This is a genomic window from Spirosoma spitsbergense DSM 19989 (assembly GCF_000374085.1).
Taxonomy (GTDB): domain Bacteria; phylum Bacteroidota; class Bacteroidia; order Cytophagales; family Spirosomataceae; genus Spirosoma; species Spirosoma spitsbergense.
Genome location: NZ_KB893597.1, coordinates 1 through 17449, shown reverse-complemented (window position 1 = coordinate 17449; position 17449 = coordinate 1). Strand labels below are relative to the sequence as shown.

9 protein-coding genes are annotated in these 17449 nt (G+C 55.7%); 1 reads left to right on the top strand and 8 read right to left on the bottom strand.

All coding sequences use genetic code 11. The features are described from left to right. Window positions 1–5: 5 nt before the first annotated feature. The 7 genes from B157_RS0129935 to B157_RS0129905 all read right to left on the bottom strand — a co-directional run bounded on the left by B157_RS0129935 (window position 6) and on the right by B157_RS0129905 (window position 15265). Complete coding sequence (locus B157_RS0129935) at window positions 6–1952, bottom strand: cellulase N-terminal Ig-like domain-containing protein (protein WP_020606989.1); 1947 nt, start codon at window positions 1950–1952, stop codon at window positions 6–8. Window positions 1953–2027: 75 nt separating this feature from the next. Beyond that, complete coding sequence (locus B157_RS0129930) at window positions 2028–4316, bottom strand: FAD-dependent oxidoreductase (protein ID WP_020606988.1); 2289 nt, start codon at window positions 4314–4316, stop codon at window positions 2028–2030. After that, window positions 4294–6336, bottom strand: a complete 2043-nt coding sequence (locus tag B157_RS0129925) for a glycoside hydrolase family 2 protein (protein WP_020606987.1) — start codon at window positions 6334–6336, stop codon at window positions 4294–4296. The genes B157_RS0129930 and B157_RS0129925 overlap by 23 nt, the downstream gene beginning before the upstream one ends. Window positions 6337–6371: 35 nt before the next feature. Then, window positions 6372–8096: a sodium:solute symporter family protein gene (locus B157_RS0129920; protein WP_020606986.1), complete on the bottom strand. Its 1725-nt coding sequence runs from the start codon at window positions 8094–8096 to the stop codon at window positions 6372–6374. A gap of 15 nt (window positions 8097–8111) precedes the next feature. Then, window positions 8112–10688, bottom strand: a complete 2577-nt coding sequence (locus B157_RS0129915) for a hypothetical protein (RefSeq protein WP_020606985.1) — start codon at window positions 10686–10688, stop codon at window positions 8112–8114. A 14-nt stretch (window positions 10689–10702) separates the two neighbouring features. After that, window positions 10703–12181, bottom strand: a complete 1479-nt coding sequence (locus B157_RS0129910; protein ID WP_020606984.1) for a RagB/SusD family nutrient uptake outer membrane protein — start codon at window positions 12179–12181, stop codon at window positions 10703–10705. Between the two features lie 54 nt (window positions 12182–12235). After that, entirely contained in the window at window positions 12236–15265 is a 3030-nt protein-coding gene (locus tag B157_RS0129905; RefSeq protein WP_020606983.1) for a SusC/RagA family TonB-linked outer membrane protein, read from the bottom strand. Window positions 15266–15542: 277 nt separating this feature from the next. Here B157_RS0129905 and B157_RS0129900 point away from each other — a divergent pair, with 277 nt between their 5' ends. Continuing rightward, window positions 15543–16562, top strand: a complete 1020-nt coding sequence (locus B157_RS0129900; RefSeq protein WP_020606982.1) for a LacI family DNA-binding transcriptional regulator — start codon at window positions 15543–15545, stop codon at window positions 16560–16562. Between the two features lie 377 nt (window positions 16563–16939). Here B157_RS0129900 and B157_RS36245 read toward each other — a convergent pair. Continuing rightward, window positions 16940–17449 (bottom strand): T9SS type A sorting domain-containing protein (locus tag B157_RS36245; protein ID WP_157618321.1); only part of this gene is annotated, 510 nt, incomplete at its 5' end.

The window sequence follows — 17449 nt, the reverse complement described above, 5'->3', positions numbered from 1 at the left end:
GATTATTAGCGAATATTTACACTAGTTTTAGTCCCCAGCCCCCAATACCCATACGATACGGTAAGCTGTTTCGGACCGGCCAACGGGAGTGCATACCGCGCCCGAAAAACCCCCGAATCGGGTGCGGTTTCCTGCACTGCCACCTTTACTGGCTCGTTATTATCAAAGCTCACCAGCACCCAGCCCGATTCGGCTTTGGTGGGGTCCAGATTGAGGGCCGCTGTCAGTTCAAGCGTAATGGTTTGGCCTGCTTTGGCGGTTGCAGCCATTTTTTTGTCGCCCGCATCCAGCACCCGAATTTTCTGCGTACCGAGGGGGGCAAAGGTGAGGGTAGCCAGCCAACCCCGGTTCGATATGGCCCAGCCTTCGGTCGCGTAGGCGTTTTGGCCAATATGATCGCCCTGCCCCTCGGTCGATTTGTCGGTAGTGGCTAACGTACCTGGCCGGGGAAACTGCGCGTCGAGAGGAGTGCCGTCAAGAGTGCCGCGTACCTTGCCGAGCATACCGTAGCCGTTGGGGTGGCTGCGGGGCCAGCCGTTTTCGACCCCGTCCCAATAGCCGTTGATAGCTAGCCGGTCGGCACTTTTATTGCTCAGATGCGCACCAACGGGGTTGAGGCCAAACACAAAGTTGACCTGCGACCAGCCGATGTCGCGTAGTTCGCGGTCATTGAGCAGATGGGCCACGGCAAACATAGACCCGCCCAGCGCCGGGGCGCCACCCAGTTCTTTGGTGCGGGAATGCGCCCATTCGGTATCGCTGTGTACGCGGTAGTGCCAGAAATTGGCCGTCTTCTGCTTCATGTGATCCCGCCAGGCCATCAGTTTCTCGCGCGTGCCTTTGGGAGCTTTGTCGGGTGCTACCAGCAAAAAAAACGCCAGTGCCTGCGGGGTGATGTGCTCTGCGTTGCGAATCCACCACATATGCCGGGGGTTATTGAAATCCCAGTTTTTGATGATGTCTTCGGCACTCTCCTGCGCCCAGCGGAGGTACTGATCGGGCTGACCGTCAGCTTCCTCTTTCTCGGAGAGGTACATATACAGGTTGCTGAACACCGACTGCCCAAAAGCATTGCCCATCTCGTTAAACTCCTGATAGCCTTCATCGACCCATTTGGTGCTTAACGTCCAGTGGCGTACCACCTTGTGACGGTCATAGGCCTGCCAGCGTTTGCGGCATTCGGCACGGTACTTCAGGTACGTTTCGCGGGGCAGGTAGGGCTTCAGAAAACTGTGGTAGCCCGCGCAAACGGCCGCCAATTGGTCGAGGGTGTTCCAGTAGTCATAATTCATGCGCGGCTGCCCTTCATAACCCAGGGTTCCATGCCGACTGGCAACCGGGCCGTTGTAGTCGACGTGGTGATAGGCAAACTCCCCATGCCATAAAATAAGGTCGATTAGATCGGCGGTTTTTATGTCGCCCAGTTCAGTCGTCCAGCGGTCGAACAGGGCGGGGTTAGAGGCATAAAAAAGCGTTTCAAACGTTGTTTCGAGTCCATACGAACCCTGATCGCGGGAAGGCCCACCGCCATATACTTTCGCTTCGCTTGAGTGTACCGGATCTTCAGAACCACGAACGTCCACGAAGAAGTCGTAGGCCAGTTTCGATGAAATGCCTTCTATCAGGTGGTCGGCAATGCGAAACGGTACCGAACGTTCGCGGTCTTTGATGGAGATAACGTACTCCGTTTGGCCGTTTTTAGGGTTGAAATTCGAAAAATCGCCCGCCCGGTTTCTGATCGTTCCCGAATACACCACGGTTTTGTCGGCCAGACGAACGAGTTGAAACGGAGTGCTGTCGGGGGCTTCGTAGCACACAAAGCGTTTGGCCTCCCCCCGGTTATAGCCGGCCTGGTTGACCAGTGGAACGGCCAGCGGTTTAGCGGGTTGCGCCAGTGCCAGATTGCTCAGTGCAAGGCATATAAGCAGCAGTATAGATGTCGCGTTCTTCATAGTATCCAGAAGTCGTGTAACTGATTGAACCCGGTTACGTAAAAATCTTAGTGTAGGTACCTATCTTTTCGTTGCTTATTCGTAACAGCGAATCTCCATCAGCGACGGGGGCACTGCGCCATTCACGGCGTTCAGGTGGATGCTCAGACTGCTTGTGTTGACTGGCTGGGCAAAGCGAATCGTATGGCGACTCTGGTGGTTGCCAGTCAGTTCATACACCCGCTGCTGCTGATCGTTGCAAACCACCAGATCGCGGATACAGAACGGGGTGGTTGTTTCGGGGTGGGTCATCAGCACCGATTCGAGCGGGTGGTCGAAATCAGTATCGAAACTCATCACCACCTCCCGAACCCGTTTCGGTTCGGACCACGTTAGGGTCAGGGTGGGCTGCGGGTCGTTGGGATGAGCCACCCAGGCGTTGGGTATGTTGGTAGGCCGTTGAAGACCGTTTCGTACATTTTCTGGGTTGAACATCCGAATGCCGGGTTCAATCTGAACGGCCAGGTTATGGCCTTGGGGCCGTCGGTCGGGTGTCCAGAACTCAAACGCTTCTACGCCGATATCGTCGGTCGGTTCCTGCTTGCCGTAGTTCGACACGGCCGGATTGGTTTTGTTGAAAACCGACACGATGCCCGACACCCGCAGCTCGCTGCATTGAACCGACACCTGTTCATTTTTCAGGAAACAAATAAAGGCGTAGCCGTCATAGGGCATGGACTCGGTAAAGGCCAGCTTAATGGGCTGTTTGCCTTTACTCAGTTGAATTTCGCGCCGGTCAAGGGTTTGATCGGGCGTGTGGTTTTGGGGTTTACTGCTTACCCGAAACTCAACCGTCAAGGTCGTGTCCTGAGCAGCCACCACCCAAAACGTAAACTGCGGAACCGGTCCAGTCGTAAGCGGGAGCATCTGCCCGGCCGAATGCCCAAGAGCAATCATCGGGCCACTGGGCGGCAGTTCGGTCAGAACCAACTCGCTCGACACCGACAGTGTGGCCTGATGGGTCAGGTCCTGCCCGTCGCGAAGCCGGAGACCGGGAATGTGCTGACCTGTTTTGAGTAATGCCTGTTGCAGTTCGTTTATCCGTTGTGGCTTAGCCGTGATGTCGCGGGGTAATAAGCCTTGTTGGGCGCAAAGGGCTGCGGCCATCCCCACGGCCTGCCCGCCATGTGCGCTCGTTCCCATCACCCGCGACGAGCCAAAGGCCACGTGCGAAGCCGAGATAATGCGTCCGGCCAGAAACAGGTTCGATACATTACGGCTGTAGAAACTCCGAAACGGCAGCGAATAAATGCCTTTGCTATGCCACTGATTACAGCCGGGCTTTTCCGAAAAAACGCCATCAGCCGGGTGCAGGTCGATGCTCCAGCCGCCAAACGCCACGGCATCGACCTGGTGCCGCTGTTCCACCACATCCTGTTGGGTGAGCATGTAATCGCCCTCAAACCGGCGGCTTTCGCGCTTTCCGGGAATATGACCTACCCATTCCAGCGTCAGGTTGGCCGCTTCGGGGAAGTTTCCCGAGTTTTTGATGTGGTTCCAGGCACCATACACGACTTTCCAGAGCTCCCACTTAATGGTTTCGGTATCATGTACAGTATCGTGCCGACCGCCATACTCCAGCCACCACAGCCGACAGCCGTAATCGCTGGTATTGAACGATCGAAAACGCGGAATCTGGGTGATATCTGCCAGCGCATAAGCGGGCGGTACATACCGTACGGGCTTGCCGGTGTCTTTGGTGTAGAAATACAGCGAGTGGCCCAGCAACTCCCCGTAATCGGCCGAGGGAGCAAATTTTTCACCAAACTCCTCCATCGATTCGGCCCCCATCCGAAAGGCCGCCCCGGCCTGAAACGCAACGATACCATCGCCCGAGGCATCGCAGAACAGAGGAGCCGCCAGTTCGTAGATCGTGCTATTCTGCGCGCAAAACGCCTGCACCGACTCAATTCGACCCGTAGTTTTACCCGCCATTTTAACGTTAAATACTGCCGTATTGAGCAGCAGGGTAATGCTGGGTTCGGTAACTACTTTTTCGAGCAGTATAGTGTCAAAAATCAGGGGATTGCCTTCCGGGTTACGGTAGAGATTTTCTAGCAGCAGCTCGTCGATAACGCCCCCTTCCCGCGCCCAGCGGTTGTTGTTGCCCATGTGTGAAGTGGCGCCCAGCACCCACAGACGTACCTCGCTTGACGAGTTGCCGCCCAGCACGGGCCGGTCCTGCACCAGCACCACCCGAATACCGGCCCGGGCAGCCGTAATGGCGCAGCACACACCAGAAAGCCCCCCGCCAATTACCAGTAAATCGGCCTCATGCCGCACCGTCCGAAGTGGACGTTTATCAGTTGCCTGTTCGCGTATCATTCGTTAAGTCAATCGTTTGAGTAAATACCGTAAAGCCCGTCGGTTTGCTGATGTCGATCGGTAACCGTTGCTCAAAACCGCGCACAGTCAGGTCAATGTCAACGTGTTGGCCGGGCTGTAAATCGGGAATACGTATCTGTTGAAAAGTGGTATTGAGCTGGTACTGGTGGAGGGCATAAGCCGGAAAGTCGGCACGCGCAGTTATCCGTACCCGCAGCGTGTGAACGCCTTCATTGCCAGCTGTCCAGCTTATTTTTTCTACGGTGAGCGGTGCCATCCCGCTCTGATGCGCTTTGTACAGCGGGCGTTTCGAGCGATCACCCCGAACGAGGCCCCACGGGCGGGTGCCATCCGGGTTGGTGCCGTCGTGCCGGCTCAGGTAATCATTGAATGACCACCACGACGCGCCCACTACATAGGGCAGTTGCCGAATATCGGTCAGAAATTTGTCGAGGTGCGTCACCTGCCCCGCTTCGCCATCTTTCCCATCCGCCCGCGTACCATATTCACTGATAAAAATGGGTTTGTCAGGATAGAGCGCGTGAATGTGTTTCAGCACATTAGCGTGGTTGCCGTAGGTATTGGTCGAGATAAAATCGCAGTACTGACTGGCTTCATCTTCAGGTTTTTTTGGCAGACCATTGAGCCGCATCGACGCGAAGGTGTACAGGCGGGTTGGGTCGAGTTCGCGGGCGTAGGCGATCATGTCTTTTGTCCACCGCTGACCCGCCGGTTGCTCAGACAGGTATTCGTTACCCACGCTATAAGCAATGACACTGGGGTGATTCCAGTCGCGTTCGGCCATCTCGCGAAACTGCTGCCGGAATTTGGTGCGCATGGTGTCGTTGTCCATCTGCCGGGGTGTCAGCTGCCAGTTCCCCGCTTCGCTGATGATCAGCATCCCGTTGCGGTCGGCCCAATCGTACACGGTTTCAGCCGGGGTATAGTGGGTGAGCCGGTGCAGCTCCATGCCCGCTTCTTTCATCAGGCGCATATCTTTCTCCACCACCCAATCGGGCTCCAGCGAACCCAGGCCCGCATAATCCACCACGCGGTTTCCTCCGGCTACTCTGATGGGCTGCCCGTTCAGCAGCAGTTGCGCGTTGCGAACCTCCACTTTCCGAATGCCGAAATGCGTTCGAACGGTGTCGGTCGCGGCAATCACCTGCACTTCATAGAGGGTCGGCTGGTCGAGGCTCCACAGTTTTACGTCGGCGGCTTTAAGAGCCGTTTCAGCGTCCAGCACGGTCGTTTGGCCAGCGGCTATTGAACCCGTCTGTTGCTTCCAGGTAAGTGTAATGGGTTTACCATTTTGCGCTACCCAAACAGCAAGCGTTGGGGTTACTGCCTGCTTTCCCGCATTACGTACCCTGACTTTTACGTTTACTATAGCCGTTCCTTTTACCAGATCCGGCGCAGCATTGGTCTTGATGTTTTCGACGTACACCTCCGGCTCAATGGTCAGGTAAACGGGCCGGATAAGGCCGCCGTAGTTGAGCCATCCCGGAAACGATTCGGGCAGGTTATTATCCTTTGCACCCGGTATGGTCGTCGTTTTCCAGGTGTTGTTATTCACCGAAATGGCAATGGCGTTCAAGGCACCGCTTTCTGTTTTCAGGTAGTCCGTAATGTCGAACTGAAAGGGTGTATAGCCCCCTTCGTGCGTTCCAACTTTCTGGCTGTTTATCCAGACGGTCGTTTCGTAATAGGCCGCATCGAAATGCAGCATGACGCGTTTCCCCGCTCTGGGTTGACACGGAAAAGTCCGGCGATACCAGGCTGTTCCGGTGTAAAACTGAAAGCGGGGGTCAACCGAGAAGCAGTGCGGCACAGTCACCTTTTCCCATCGATTCAGCGGGGCATCTTCCCGAAACCAGTTGCCCCGTACGCCCGCGTCGACGGGGTCGAGGGCAAACCGCCATTCGCCGTGCAGCAGGATCGCATTCGGCTCGCGGATGCTGTATTGCGCTGACAATGAAAGGGGTATCAGCAAAAAGAAGAGAATAAGACGGTTAATCATGTTGTTTTTTTAGGGTTGATTGAATCCCGGTACGTTCAACGGATGGGTAGTTTGACTGCTTCTACCGGCTTTGCAACGGGCGTTAGTTTAGAAGCGGCCCGCCAGGGAATAATGGCCGTTACCAGCACAATGCCGGCTAACAGTGCGGTCACCCCGGCTCCCTGCGTAGTCAGTATACTTAGTGCCCCCAGAATCAGGGCCGTAACCACCAGCGAGACGGCTATAACGCGCAGACCAAACTGATTTTGACGGTTCACCTCGTCGGCTTCATCGGCCTGCTCCTGCACGGTACTTATGGGCGCTTCTGCACGGATAATTTCGTAGGCGAGATAATCGGGGCTGTCGGACCGGTTGCGCGATGCCAGCCACTCGGTCAGGGCCAGCAGCAATACTGGCATCCCAACGCCAATGACTATCTCTTCGGCCCGGCTGAGTTTAATGCCCATTGCCAGCGGTAAAATAATCTTACCAAACAGATTCAGCGACAGCGTTATCAGGGTGATACGTAGTGTCGTGCGGCCGGTCAGGCGTTTTGAGAAGAGCGCCCAGATGGGCGGGGCCAGTAGCGGGCCACCCGTTACGGCCCCAATGGTGAGTACCACCTCTACGATGCCACCGATGTAGGGCACCAGTAAGGCGATCACAATCATACCGATCCCGAAGCCCCAGGAGGATAGCCGCGCCACCCGAATTAGTTGTTTGTCGGTGGCGGTAGGGTTCATCAGCCCTTTGTAAATATCGTTGGTAAATACCGCCGACACCACGTTGAGGGTGGTATTAGCACTGGCTGAGGTTGAGAAATACATACCCGTCAGCATCAGGCCCAGCAGCCCCGGCGGTAGCACCAGTCGGCAGATTTCGAGGTAGGCGTTTTCGGTATCGAGACCCACCAGCGCCGGGTTGATGGTCTTGTATATCATGGGCGGCAGCATCCAGATAATGGGACTGACGAGGTAAAGTCCCGCAAACAGGAACGCCACTTTCCGGGCCGATTTCGGACTATCGACGCTGGTGTAGCGCTGCACAAACGTCCAGTTACCACCAATATAAGCCACCTGATACACGAAAAAAGCGAGCATGAACCCAATGCTATATTCGCCGTTGAGCAGGTTGAAAAAATCGTCGGGTGCTTTGGCCGTAAAACCGGCTATGCCCCCCACCTGATCGAAGGCCAGCGGAAGCAGGATACACACGGCCGCCGAGAGCACCACAAACTGGAGAATATCGGTGACCATCACCGCCCAAAGCCCGCCCACGGAGGTATAGGCGATCATGAATATACCGAGCCCGATGGTGGTGGGTACCAGCGGCAGACCCAGCGAGACGCTCACCAGCTTGCCCACCGGATAAAGCACCGACCCTTTGATGAAGACGCTGACGAGGGTAAAAATGAAGATATACGTTTTCTGAACCGGCAGCCCCAGCCGTTGCCGGATGTATTCGGCAGCGGTAAGGACGCCGGTTTTTTTCCAGCGCGGGGCCAGCCATAACCCCGTAACCAGCGCCCCGGCGCACATCGTCCACTGAATGGTGACGGCCACCCAGCCGTATTTGTAGGCGATGCTGCCCCAGGCCACGAACGTACTGGCCGAGAAAAAACTCATGAACAGCGACAGGCCGCCAATGAACCAGGGGACTGCTTCGCCCCCGGCAAAAAATGATTTCATGTTACGCCCCGTCCGGGCAAACAACAGCCCAATACCCAGCACAAAAGCCGAGAAAATGACGATAACAGCGGTATCAATCGTGGTCGTGTTCATAGCTTCTGCAAACGATTACTGCCAGTCGAATTCCCAAACCTCAATCCCAAACGGCGGCAGCGTCAGGCCTGGCTGCGTCAATTCAATCGCTTTCCCGTTGGTCAGCCTTTTCCACTGACCACGCCCCGCCCGAATTAAATCCGGTTGCAGTTTAACCGTCGCGGTGGTGGCCTGAGCGCGGTTGTTCATCAGCACCACAAACAGCTTTTTCTTATCCAGCGACTGAGCCGTGATGTATTCGATGTTCGGGTTGTCGGGCGTTACTATGCCCTCGCGGATAATCAGGTCGGCTGGTTGGCCGTAGATGCTGCCGGGCGCGAACCCATACGTCTGGTGTGGTCCCACTTTGGGCGTAACGAACCCACGCGGAAACACCACCTCACCACCCGACCGTAGTTCGGCTTCAGCCATCAGGTAGTCGGTTATCCAGCCGATTTGCCACCACGCATGGTGCGGGTATGGTCCGGCTCCTTTATTCATCGTGTTCCAATAGTACGAGGCTACGCTGGTAGCCGAGTCCACAAAGGCGTGGCGACCGATAGCAGCCGCCCGCGCCATATCAGCAAACAGGGGCTCCTTCGTCAGGCCATAAAGTCGGATGAACATACCCGCATGACTGGCCAACTGAATTGGTCCCGCCCGGTTGGCCGAGCCGAAAATACCGCCGTGTTCAAAGCTCAGTCCCGACTGCGAAATTTCCCAATCCTGGCGCGGTCGGCCATTGACTGTTTTCTGTTCGTGGTCGGCAATGGGGTGCGTGTAAATGGATGTCGTGTATATTTTGGCGGCTTCGATGGCGGCTGTTTTGTAGCGGTCGTCGTGGGTCAGGTCATATAAATCCAGCAATGCCTGCGCCGACTGCCCCGTCGCGAAATCGGGGGCGTAGCGGGCATCGCCACACACGCCGAGGAAACTGCCGGTTTCGACCGCGTTTGTGATAAACCAGTTGGCTCCTTTGCGGGCAACTGTCAGGTACTTCGGGTCATGTAGAATCCGGTAGGCCACCAGCAGGCCGTAGAACGTGGGGCGCAGGTCCTGAATGTCTAAGAATGCTTCCTTATCCGTTTTTTTGTCGTAAGCCACCGCCCAGTTGCCCCCCGGTTTCTGCCAGGCCAGCAGCCGGTCGGCACCGAGTCGCAGCCGGGTTTTGAGTTCGGCGTTGTCGGGTTCAAAGAGTAGCATATTCCCGATGTCGAGCATGGTGTAATAAGTCAGGGCGATGGGTTCAACTACTTCGCCCCACTCCTCCACGAACTTTTTGGATTTGGCTAAATAGTACTGTCCCTCCACGGCTCCCTTAAAAAAATCATCGTCGGTGTCCTGTTGCGCCAGTTTGAAATTCAGGGCGTAGGGTAGTACGTTTTGGGTCAGTAACGTGTCGCCTGTGGCCCGCGCCAGCATCCACATGGCCCCGTAGTCCGAGTTTTTCATCGCGTCTTTGTTGGAACCAACCACGCCACCGAGGTACGACTGCGCCCCAATCTTCATCCCCTCAAATTCCTCCACGTTCCACAGCGAGGTTTTAGGGTTGGTGAGGTAGTGGTGCATCTGCTCCACCCGGCTGGTCAGCGATTGTTTGTTCTGCCGCAGAGCCAGCGATTTACCAAACCCGTACACGTCGTTGGCCGCGTGGTTGATGGCCGAAAACCAGTCGCCATTGGTCAGGCTGTAGTGAAACGTAAACGATACAGTGTCACCCGGTTTCAGAACTGATTTTGGTTCACCCAAAACAGGGTAATACAATGTCGGGCTAAGGTCAGAACGGCGGTTTTTGTGCGACAGACCAATATGCCAGTCCGTTTGGGTACTGTGGTCTTTTGCCCAAGGGTCGCGGCCCAGACCAAGAGCAGGAATGACCGATAAGGTTAAGCCAGCTTTCGTACTGACCAACGGACTAAGGGTACTGGCGCAACGTTCGCGGTACAGGGCGGGCAGGTCCGGGATGCCGTGTCCGTAGGCGTAGGCCAGCGCGAAGTTTTTCTGGATGTGATTGCCCTGAAAATAGCCCGGCACGGTAGCCCAGGCCAGATTAGCCTCGGGTACGGTAGCCAGCGTCGGGCTGGCAGCCGAAAAATACCCGGCTTTGGTCGCGGTTAGTGTTTGGGTGACAAGCACATCGGTTGGAAAAGCCGGGTCGAACGACCAGTCGGTGGTGATGGTCGCCACGTCGGTCTCCTGCCGGAAGCGCAGTTTGTTCGTTCCCGTTTGTGTGCCCGTTTTAGGAAAGAACTGGATAGCCCGTCCGGCTTTGTTCAGCGAAACGGGACTGGTCGCATCGGCCCACTGCGTTTGCTGATAGTGATAGGCCGGTCCCGGAAACACATCGCCGGTGATGCTGCGAAACGTTGTATCGGGTGTACCGGACGGTTTTTCGGCAGTGTACAGCAACGTGTACTCACCCGATGGCTTGCCCAGCGGCAGCCAGTTTTTCCCCGTCCGTCCGGCGACGCGCTGAAGCTGCCAGCCGTTCGGCGTTTGTTGCCAGACCAGGCGCACCCGCTCGTTTTGCAGGGACAACGCCCGGCCCGGCTGCGCCTGAATTGGGCAGACAGAACACAGGAAAATCAAAACGAAATAAAGAAAATAGTGCATACGTAATGTCTTGTTTACTGCCAGTCGGGATTTTGCTGCATCTGCGGGTTGGCGTTCAGTTCATCCTGTGGGATAGGAAAATAGCGATTCTTAGCCGTTGGGGTTCGTACGGGATACACGCTGTTAACCGACTTCGGAATGACCGGCAAAAACGTGTTGGTGCGGGTGAGGTCGTACCAGCGGTCGCCTTCGGCGAAAAACTCCCACGACCGCTCCTGCAACACGGCGGCAATGAAGGCATCTTTACTCAGACCCGCTTGGAGATTGGCTAGGCCCGCCCGCTTTCGAATGGTGTTGATGTAGCCGTATGCCACCGCCGTTGAGCCGTTGGCGCGGGCTTCGGCTTCGGCAGCAATCAGGTAGGCATCGGGCAGACGAAGAATCGGGATATTGGACGTATTGCCGATGGTCGAGATGGGGTCCTGGTATTTTTTGACCAGCACGGCCTGCGTCGTAATCGGCGTGATGCTCCGTTGCGGCACCCGTGCTCCCGCTTTGTTGACGTAGGTCGTGTCCAGCAGTTGCCGACGCAGATCCTGCGGACTGAACGAATCGAAAAACGACTGGTAGGCAAACATCGACCCAAACGACGAGCGCGAATATTCCGGTCCGGCACTGGAGGCTGGCCCCAGCAGACTCGTTATCTGCCCGCCCCGGCTGGGCGAAAACCCGCCCTCGGACTCAAACGCCCAGATATTTTCAACGCGGGCTGCGTCTTCCTTATCGTAGCGGTACACGTCGCGAACGTCGGGCATGAGCGAATACTTTCCCGAATTGATAACAGCCTGTGATTGCTGCAAGGCCCGGCTCCAGTCTTCGTTGTACAGTGCCACTTTGGCGTAGAGGGCAGAAACGGCTTCGCGCGAGGGGCGGCCCTTTTCGATACCCGGTCCCGATACCAATCCGGCAGCGACGGCCAGGTCAAGGTCGGCGTAAATCTGCTTGTACACGTCGGTGCGGGAACTTTTGGTCACGATGGCTTCGGCGATGGTCGTGCTCGCTGTGGTCTTGACGGGTATGTCGCCGAAGTTTTTAGTAAGCATCCAGTGGTAGAAGGCCCGCAAAAAATACGCTTCGCCAATAATCTGCTTCTGCCGGACGGGGTCCATGTTGGCACCCGGCACCTTTTCGATAATCCGGTTGGCCTTTTCGATGCCGTCGTAGCAGGATAGCCAGATTTGCTGGGGAGATTCAGAGACCCGACCGGCGGTTTTCTGCGTGGTATAATTGGGGTCGTAAGTAAACAGCGTCAGCGTGTTGCGGCCCACTACGGCGCGTGGGTACGTCTGGTCGGCACTGAGGTCGCTGACGAGCGTGAGGGCCGGACCAACGGCCATGTCGGCAATGGGGTCATACACGGCAATCAGCCCTTTTTCGGCATCGGAAGCCGTTTTGTAGAAGTTCTCGGTGTAAATCGACGAGTAAACGGTTTCGTCTAATTTACAGGACGAAAAGCCCAAAGCAAGGCATATAAATAAGCTAATTTTTTTCATTTGATTGACGGATAATTGGGTGAACCAGCGAATGAGTGCGTACTAGCGGGCTGATTAGAACGTGACCTGCAAACCACCCAGCACCGACCGGGCGGGGGGATAAACTAAGTTGTCGATGCCGATGACGGTGTTGCTGCCCGCGTAGGTGTTCACCTCCGGGTCGAAACCGGTGTATTTGGTGAACGTGAGCAAGTTGTTACCACTGACGTACACCCGAATCCGGTCGACTCCCTTAAAGCGCGGCAGCGTGTAGCCCAGCGTCAGATTCTTGACCCGCACGTAGGAACCGTCTTCGATGAAGCGGTTACTGACCGGCAACCGTCCGCCCTGCGCCCCGCTGGCGTATTCCTGATTCGGGTTGGTGGGCGACCAGCGTTTAGCCGTGCCCGCCAGCAGGTTACGCCCGCCCAGCGGGGTCTCGAAGGCAAAGCGGGCCTGGTTGAAAATATCGTTGCCGTAGGAACCCGACAGGAACACGCCCAAATCGAACCCTTTCCAAGCCAGATTGGTCGAGAACCCAAAAATGGCTTTAGGATTAGGGTTGCCCGTGACAATCTGGTCGGCGGAGTTGATAACCCCGTCGCCGTTGATGTCCTTGATTTTATGGCCACCCAGCCGCCCGTCGTAGCCCGGTAGAATGGTTTCGCCCGTCTGGTTGATACCGTCAAAAACATAGGTCTTGAACAAACCCAGCGGCTGGCCCACGCTCAGAATACTGTACGTCGTCACGAACCGCTCCTGCGTGGTGCCCCCGTCGAGGTCGAGGACTTTATTGCGGTTCATGGTCACGTTGGCGTTCACGTCCCATTTCAGCGGCCCCTGCAAAATCCGGGCGTTCAGGGCCAGTTCAAGCCCGCGATTTTGCAGCCCGGCAAAGTTGCCCGTAATGCTGCCGTAGCCCGACGACAGGGGCAGGGTTCGGATGTAGAGCAGGTCGCGGGTGGTTTTGTTGTAGACATCAGCCACCAAGCTCAGCCGGTTGTTGAACAGGCTGATGTCCAGCCCAATGTCGGCCTGAGTGGAGCGTTCCCATTTCAAATCGGGGTTGGCAATGCCGGTAGGATTAATGCCTGTCAGGTACACGTGATTAAACTGATAATCACTGCCCACCGACGCCACCGTAGCCAGGGACTGGTAGGGCGAAATGCCGCCTGCGTTGCCCGTTATGCCGTAGCTTCCCCGCAGTTTTAAGTCGGAAAGAATGGTCTGATTTTTCAGAAACGGCTCTTCGATGATGCGCCAGGCGGCTGATATGGCCGGGAAGAAGCCGTATTTGTTGTTGGCGCCAAACTTACTCGACCCATCGGCGCGGGCCGTCAAATCCAGAAAATACCTGTCTTTGTAGCCGTAGTTAATCCGGCCCAGGTAGGAGTCGAGCCGTTCGCTGCTGCGCCCGCTGCTCACGGTGCGGGCCAGGGCCAACTGTACCGCTTCGTTGGTTGTGGCATCGTTGGGGAAGCCGTTCGCATCGATGTTATTATAATTGCCCCGGATGCTCTGGGTGCCGAAAACGCCCGTAAACTTGAGTGAATGAGCACCCGTCAGGGTCGTTGCGTAGGTCAGAATGCTCTCGTGCAGCAGCAGCGCACTATTCGCGTTTTGTTTGGACGCGGAGCCGGAATTATCGGTCAGGTCGCCCGTGGCCACAATCGAACGGGGCGAATAAATGTTGCGCAGACTATTTTGCAGGTCTACGTTGAACGAAGCCCGGTAGGTCAGCCCTTTCAGCAAATTGACTTCCCCGTATACATTGGCGAGTATGCGCTGGAGGCCAAACTGGTTTTGAACGGCAGCCAGCCCCAACGGGTTGGTTACTTCGCGGTACTGCCCGGCGGCCTGTTCGCCAAACGGAAACAAACTACCATCGGGCCGGTAGGGCAGCAGCGTGGGAGGTGCGCCAAGGGCCGCGCCCAGAATGCTGGTCGTAATGGCGGGTCCATCGCCAAGGCTGGTGGAACCGTAGGGTACGTTTTTACTGTCGGTGTAGCTACCCAGGATACTCGTGCCAACCTTGATTCGTTCGCTGATGCGGTGGTCGAGGTTGAGCCGGAGCGAATACCGTTTGAAGCCGGAATTAATCACAATACCGTCCTGACTGAAGTAGTTGGCCGACAGCGCGAGCTGCGTTTTTTCAGAGCCGCCGTTGATGCTCAACTGGTGATTTTGAATGGGAGCCTGCCGAAAAATCAACTCCTGCCAGTTGGTACCCTGCCCTAAGCTAGCCGGGTCGGGATAGTAGTTGTTCTTGAATACCTCATTGTCGAGCTGGGCAAACTGAGCCGCATTGAGTACGTCCAGTTTTTTGCGAACGCTTTGCACCCCGTAGTAGCCATCGTAGCTGACGCGGGTAACGCCCGTTTTGCCGCGTTTGGTCGTAATCAACACTACCCCGTTGGCCGCCCGCGACCCGTAAATAGCCGTTGCCGAGGCATCTTTCAGGACTTCCACGCTCTCGATATCATTTGGGTTGATGGTCGACAGCGGGCTGATGTCCGAAACGCCCCCGCTATTGCTGATTTGAATCCCATCGACAATGTAAAGCGGCTCCGAAGTGCCGTTGATGGAGTTGGTACCCCGGATGCGGACGCTGACGTTGCCACCCGGCGCACCGGAATTCTGCACGACCTGCACGCCCGCCACCCGCGCCTGAATCCCCTGCGCCACGTTCACCACGGGTGTCTGCACCAAGTCCGAGGATTTGATGGAAGCGATGGAGCCGGTCGTTTCAATCTTACGTTGGGTACCGTAGCCCACCACCACCACTTCGCTGAGGGAGCGGTCGTCGGCTTGCAGCGTCACGTTAACAATCGAGCCATTGCCCACGGCAACATCCTGCGATGCGTAGCCAATGAATGAAAACGTAAGTGTGGCTCCTGCCGACGTGCCGGGTAAGGTGTACTGACCATTGGCATTGGTCGTGGTGCCGCGTTGCGTACCTTTCACTACCACACTAACACCGGGCAGGGCCGCATTGTCCGACCCGGTAACGCGACCGCTGACTGAGTTGGTCTGCGCCCTGACGGTAGTAACTGCAAGGGATACGAGTACACCCAGATAAGTAAGGAAACGTATTGCTCTTTTCATAAGGTTATTATTGGAATAGTTAAATTTCACTGTCAATAGTAAGCATCACCAGCACTCTGGTAACAAAAGCAGATAAATGGCCCAAATTCTGGTTTTTAGCTGTTTTTACCAGTGTTATAATTGAATCTCATCATTAAAAAGACTTTTGTCAAGGTAAAATTTAATTTTTTCATTGGGAACATTCCCAATGAGACTTGGGAATGTTCCCAATAAAATGAGAACTTTAGAGCGATACGGATTACTGCGCATCCTCGTTTTAAGGAAAAATACAATTTATATGACCCATCACCAGACCACCATTATTGATATTGCCCGGCAGTTAGGCTTGTCGAAATCAACGGTTTCGCGGGCCTTAACGAACCACCCCCACGTGAATGCCGATACCCGGCAGCGGGTACTCGAGCTGGCCGAGTCGCTGGATTATCAGCGTAATCAGTTGGCCATTTCGCTGCTGACCAGCCGGACGCGCACGGTTGGGATTATGATACCGGAATTTTTGAGTTTTTTCTTTCCCAAAGTCATCATTGGGGCGCAGGTCGTGCTGGCCGAAGCGGGCTATAATGTTATTATCTGCCACTCCAATGAGTCGTATGCGACGGAGGTGACCAATGCCCAGGCGTTACTGGCCAGCCGGGTCGACGGGCTGATTGTCTCGCATACGAAAGAGACCCGTAACTTCGACCATTTCCGGGTGTTTGAACGCCGACACGTGCCGGTGGTCTTTTTTAACCGGGTTTGTGAGGACATGGCCGTATCGAAGGTAACGGTCGATGATTACGATGGGGCATTCCGGGCGGTTGAACACCTAATTGCTACCGGAAAGAAACGAATTGCCCACTTGGCCGGTCCAGATTCGCTTCAGAACAGCCGAAACCGCCTGAATGGCTACCGGGATGCCCTGCAACAACACGGCCTGCCCATCAACAATGAGTTGATTATTTCCTACGACCTCAATCTGGACAAAGCCAAAATTTACGTCAGTCACCTGATGAATTTACCCGACCCGCCAGATGCGTTATTCGCCATGAATGACCCGACAGCTATCGAAGCCATGAAGGTGTTAAAAAGCCGGGGTTTTCGCATCCCGGATGACGTAGCGGTAGTGGGGTTCAGTAACGACCCGGCCTCCATGCTGATTGAGCCGGGCCTGACCACCGTAGCCCAGCCCGTCGATGAAATTGGTCGGCAGGCGGCCCAACTCCTGCTAAACCAACTGACCGATAATAAAGGAGGCATGGCCACAGAAAACATCGTGCTTCAAACCGAACTCATCATTCGCGGCTCAACAACTGGGTAGCTTTGAAGAGCGAGCAATTGTGATGTACTGAAATACCAATGATTTATCCAGCACAGTGCTTCTTAGCGGTATTTAGACAAGAAGTAGCTCGAAATCCCTTTTAAAGGCTTATAGTATAGGTTGAGTAGCGTTTCCCTTATTTGACATCTGTATTTATTTCCGTACAGGCTCCCCTCCTACTCAACCGGCCATTTTCGGGCAATAAATGGGTAGAGAGTGCAAGTTAATGAACTCGTTATTTTGCTGTCAATGAATGGTTTGTCTAACTAGCAGCCACCACAGAAAATTGTTCACGAAATCCTCCGAATCACAAAAGAAGCCGCGCTCCCTGGCAGGAACGCGGCTTCTTTTGTAAACCAGTCTGTCGAAGATAATTGTTATTCCGCTTTGAACAGCTTGAGCGTCTGGCTTTGGGTGGATGTGCTCACCCGCAGCAGTAGCACGCCCGCCGGGGTTTGGCCCAGTCTGAGCGTCTGCCGCTCCACCACCCCAGCCCGACCAACCGACTGCTCACTTACCTGGTGGCCAAGCGCATCGATTACCGATAGTGACAGGGCTTGTCCTTCGGCACCCCGCACCTCCACGGACACCGTTTCACCTGCCACCGGGTTGCCCAATACGGTGACCCTCAGGGGTACTTCTGAACCCGTGCCCAGCCGGGCACCCGGGTTGCAGGCTGCCAGCCAGCCATAGCTGAAACTAGCACTTACCCCGCTCTGAACCGCTCGTAAACCGATGATGGGGTTGTCGGTGTACAAATCCAGCGTGTAGGGTCCTGGATTGGTTGTAGGAACCAGCTCGTTAACCACCGAGAAGCTCACCGGTGTGCCGTTCAGGCCCGCGTAGCGGGGATTGAAGGTGACCCGTCGCTGGCCCGCTGAGAGCAC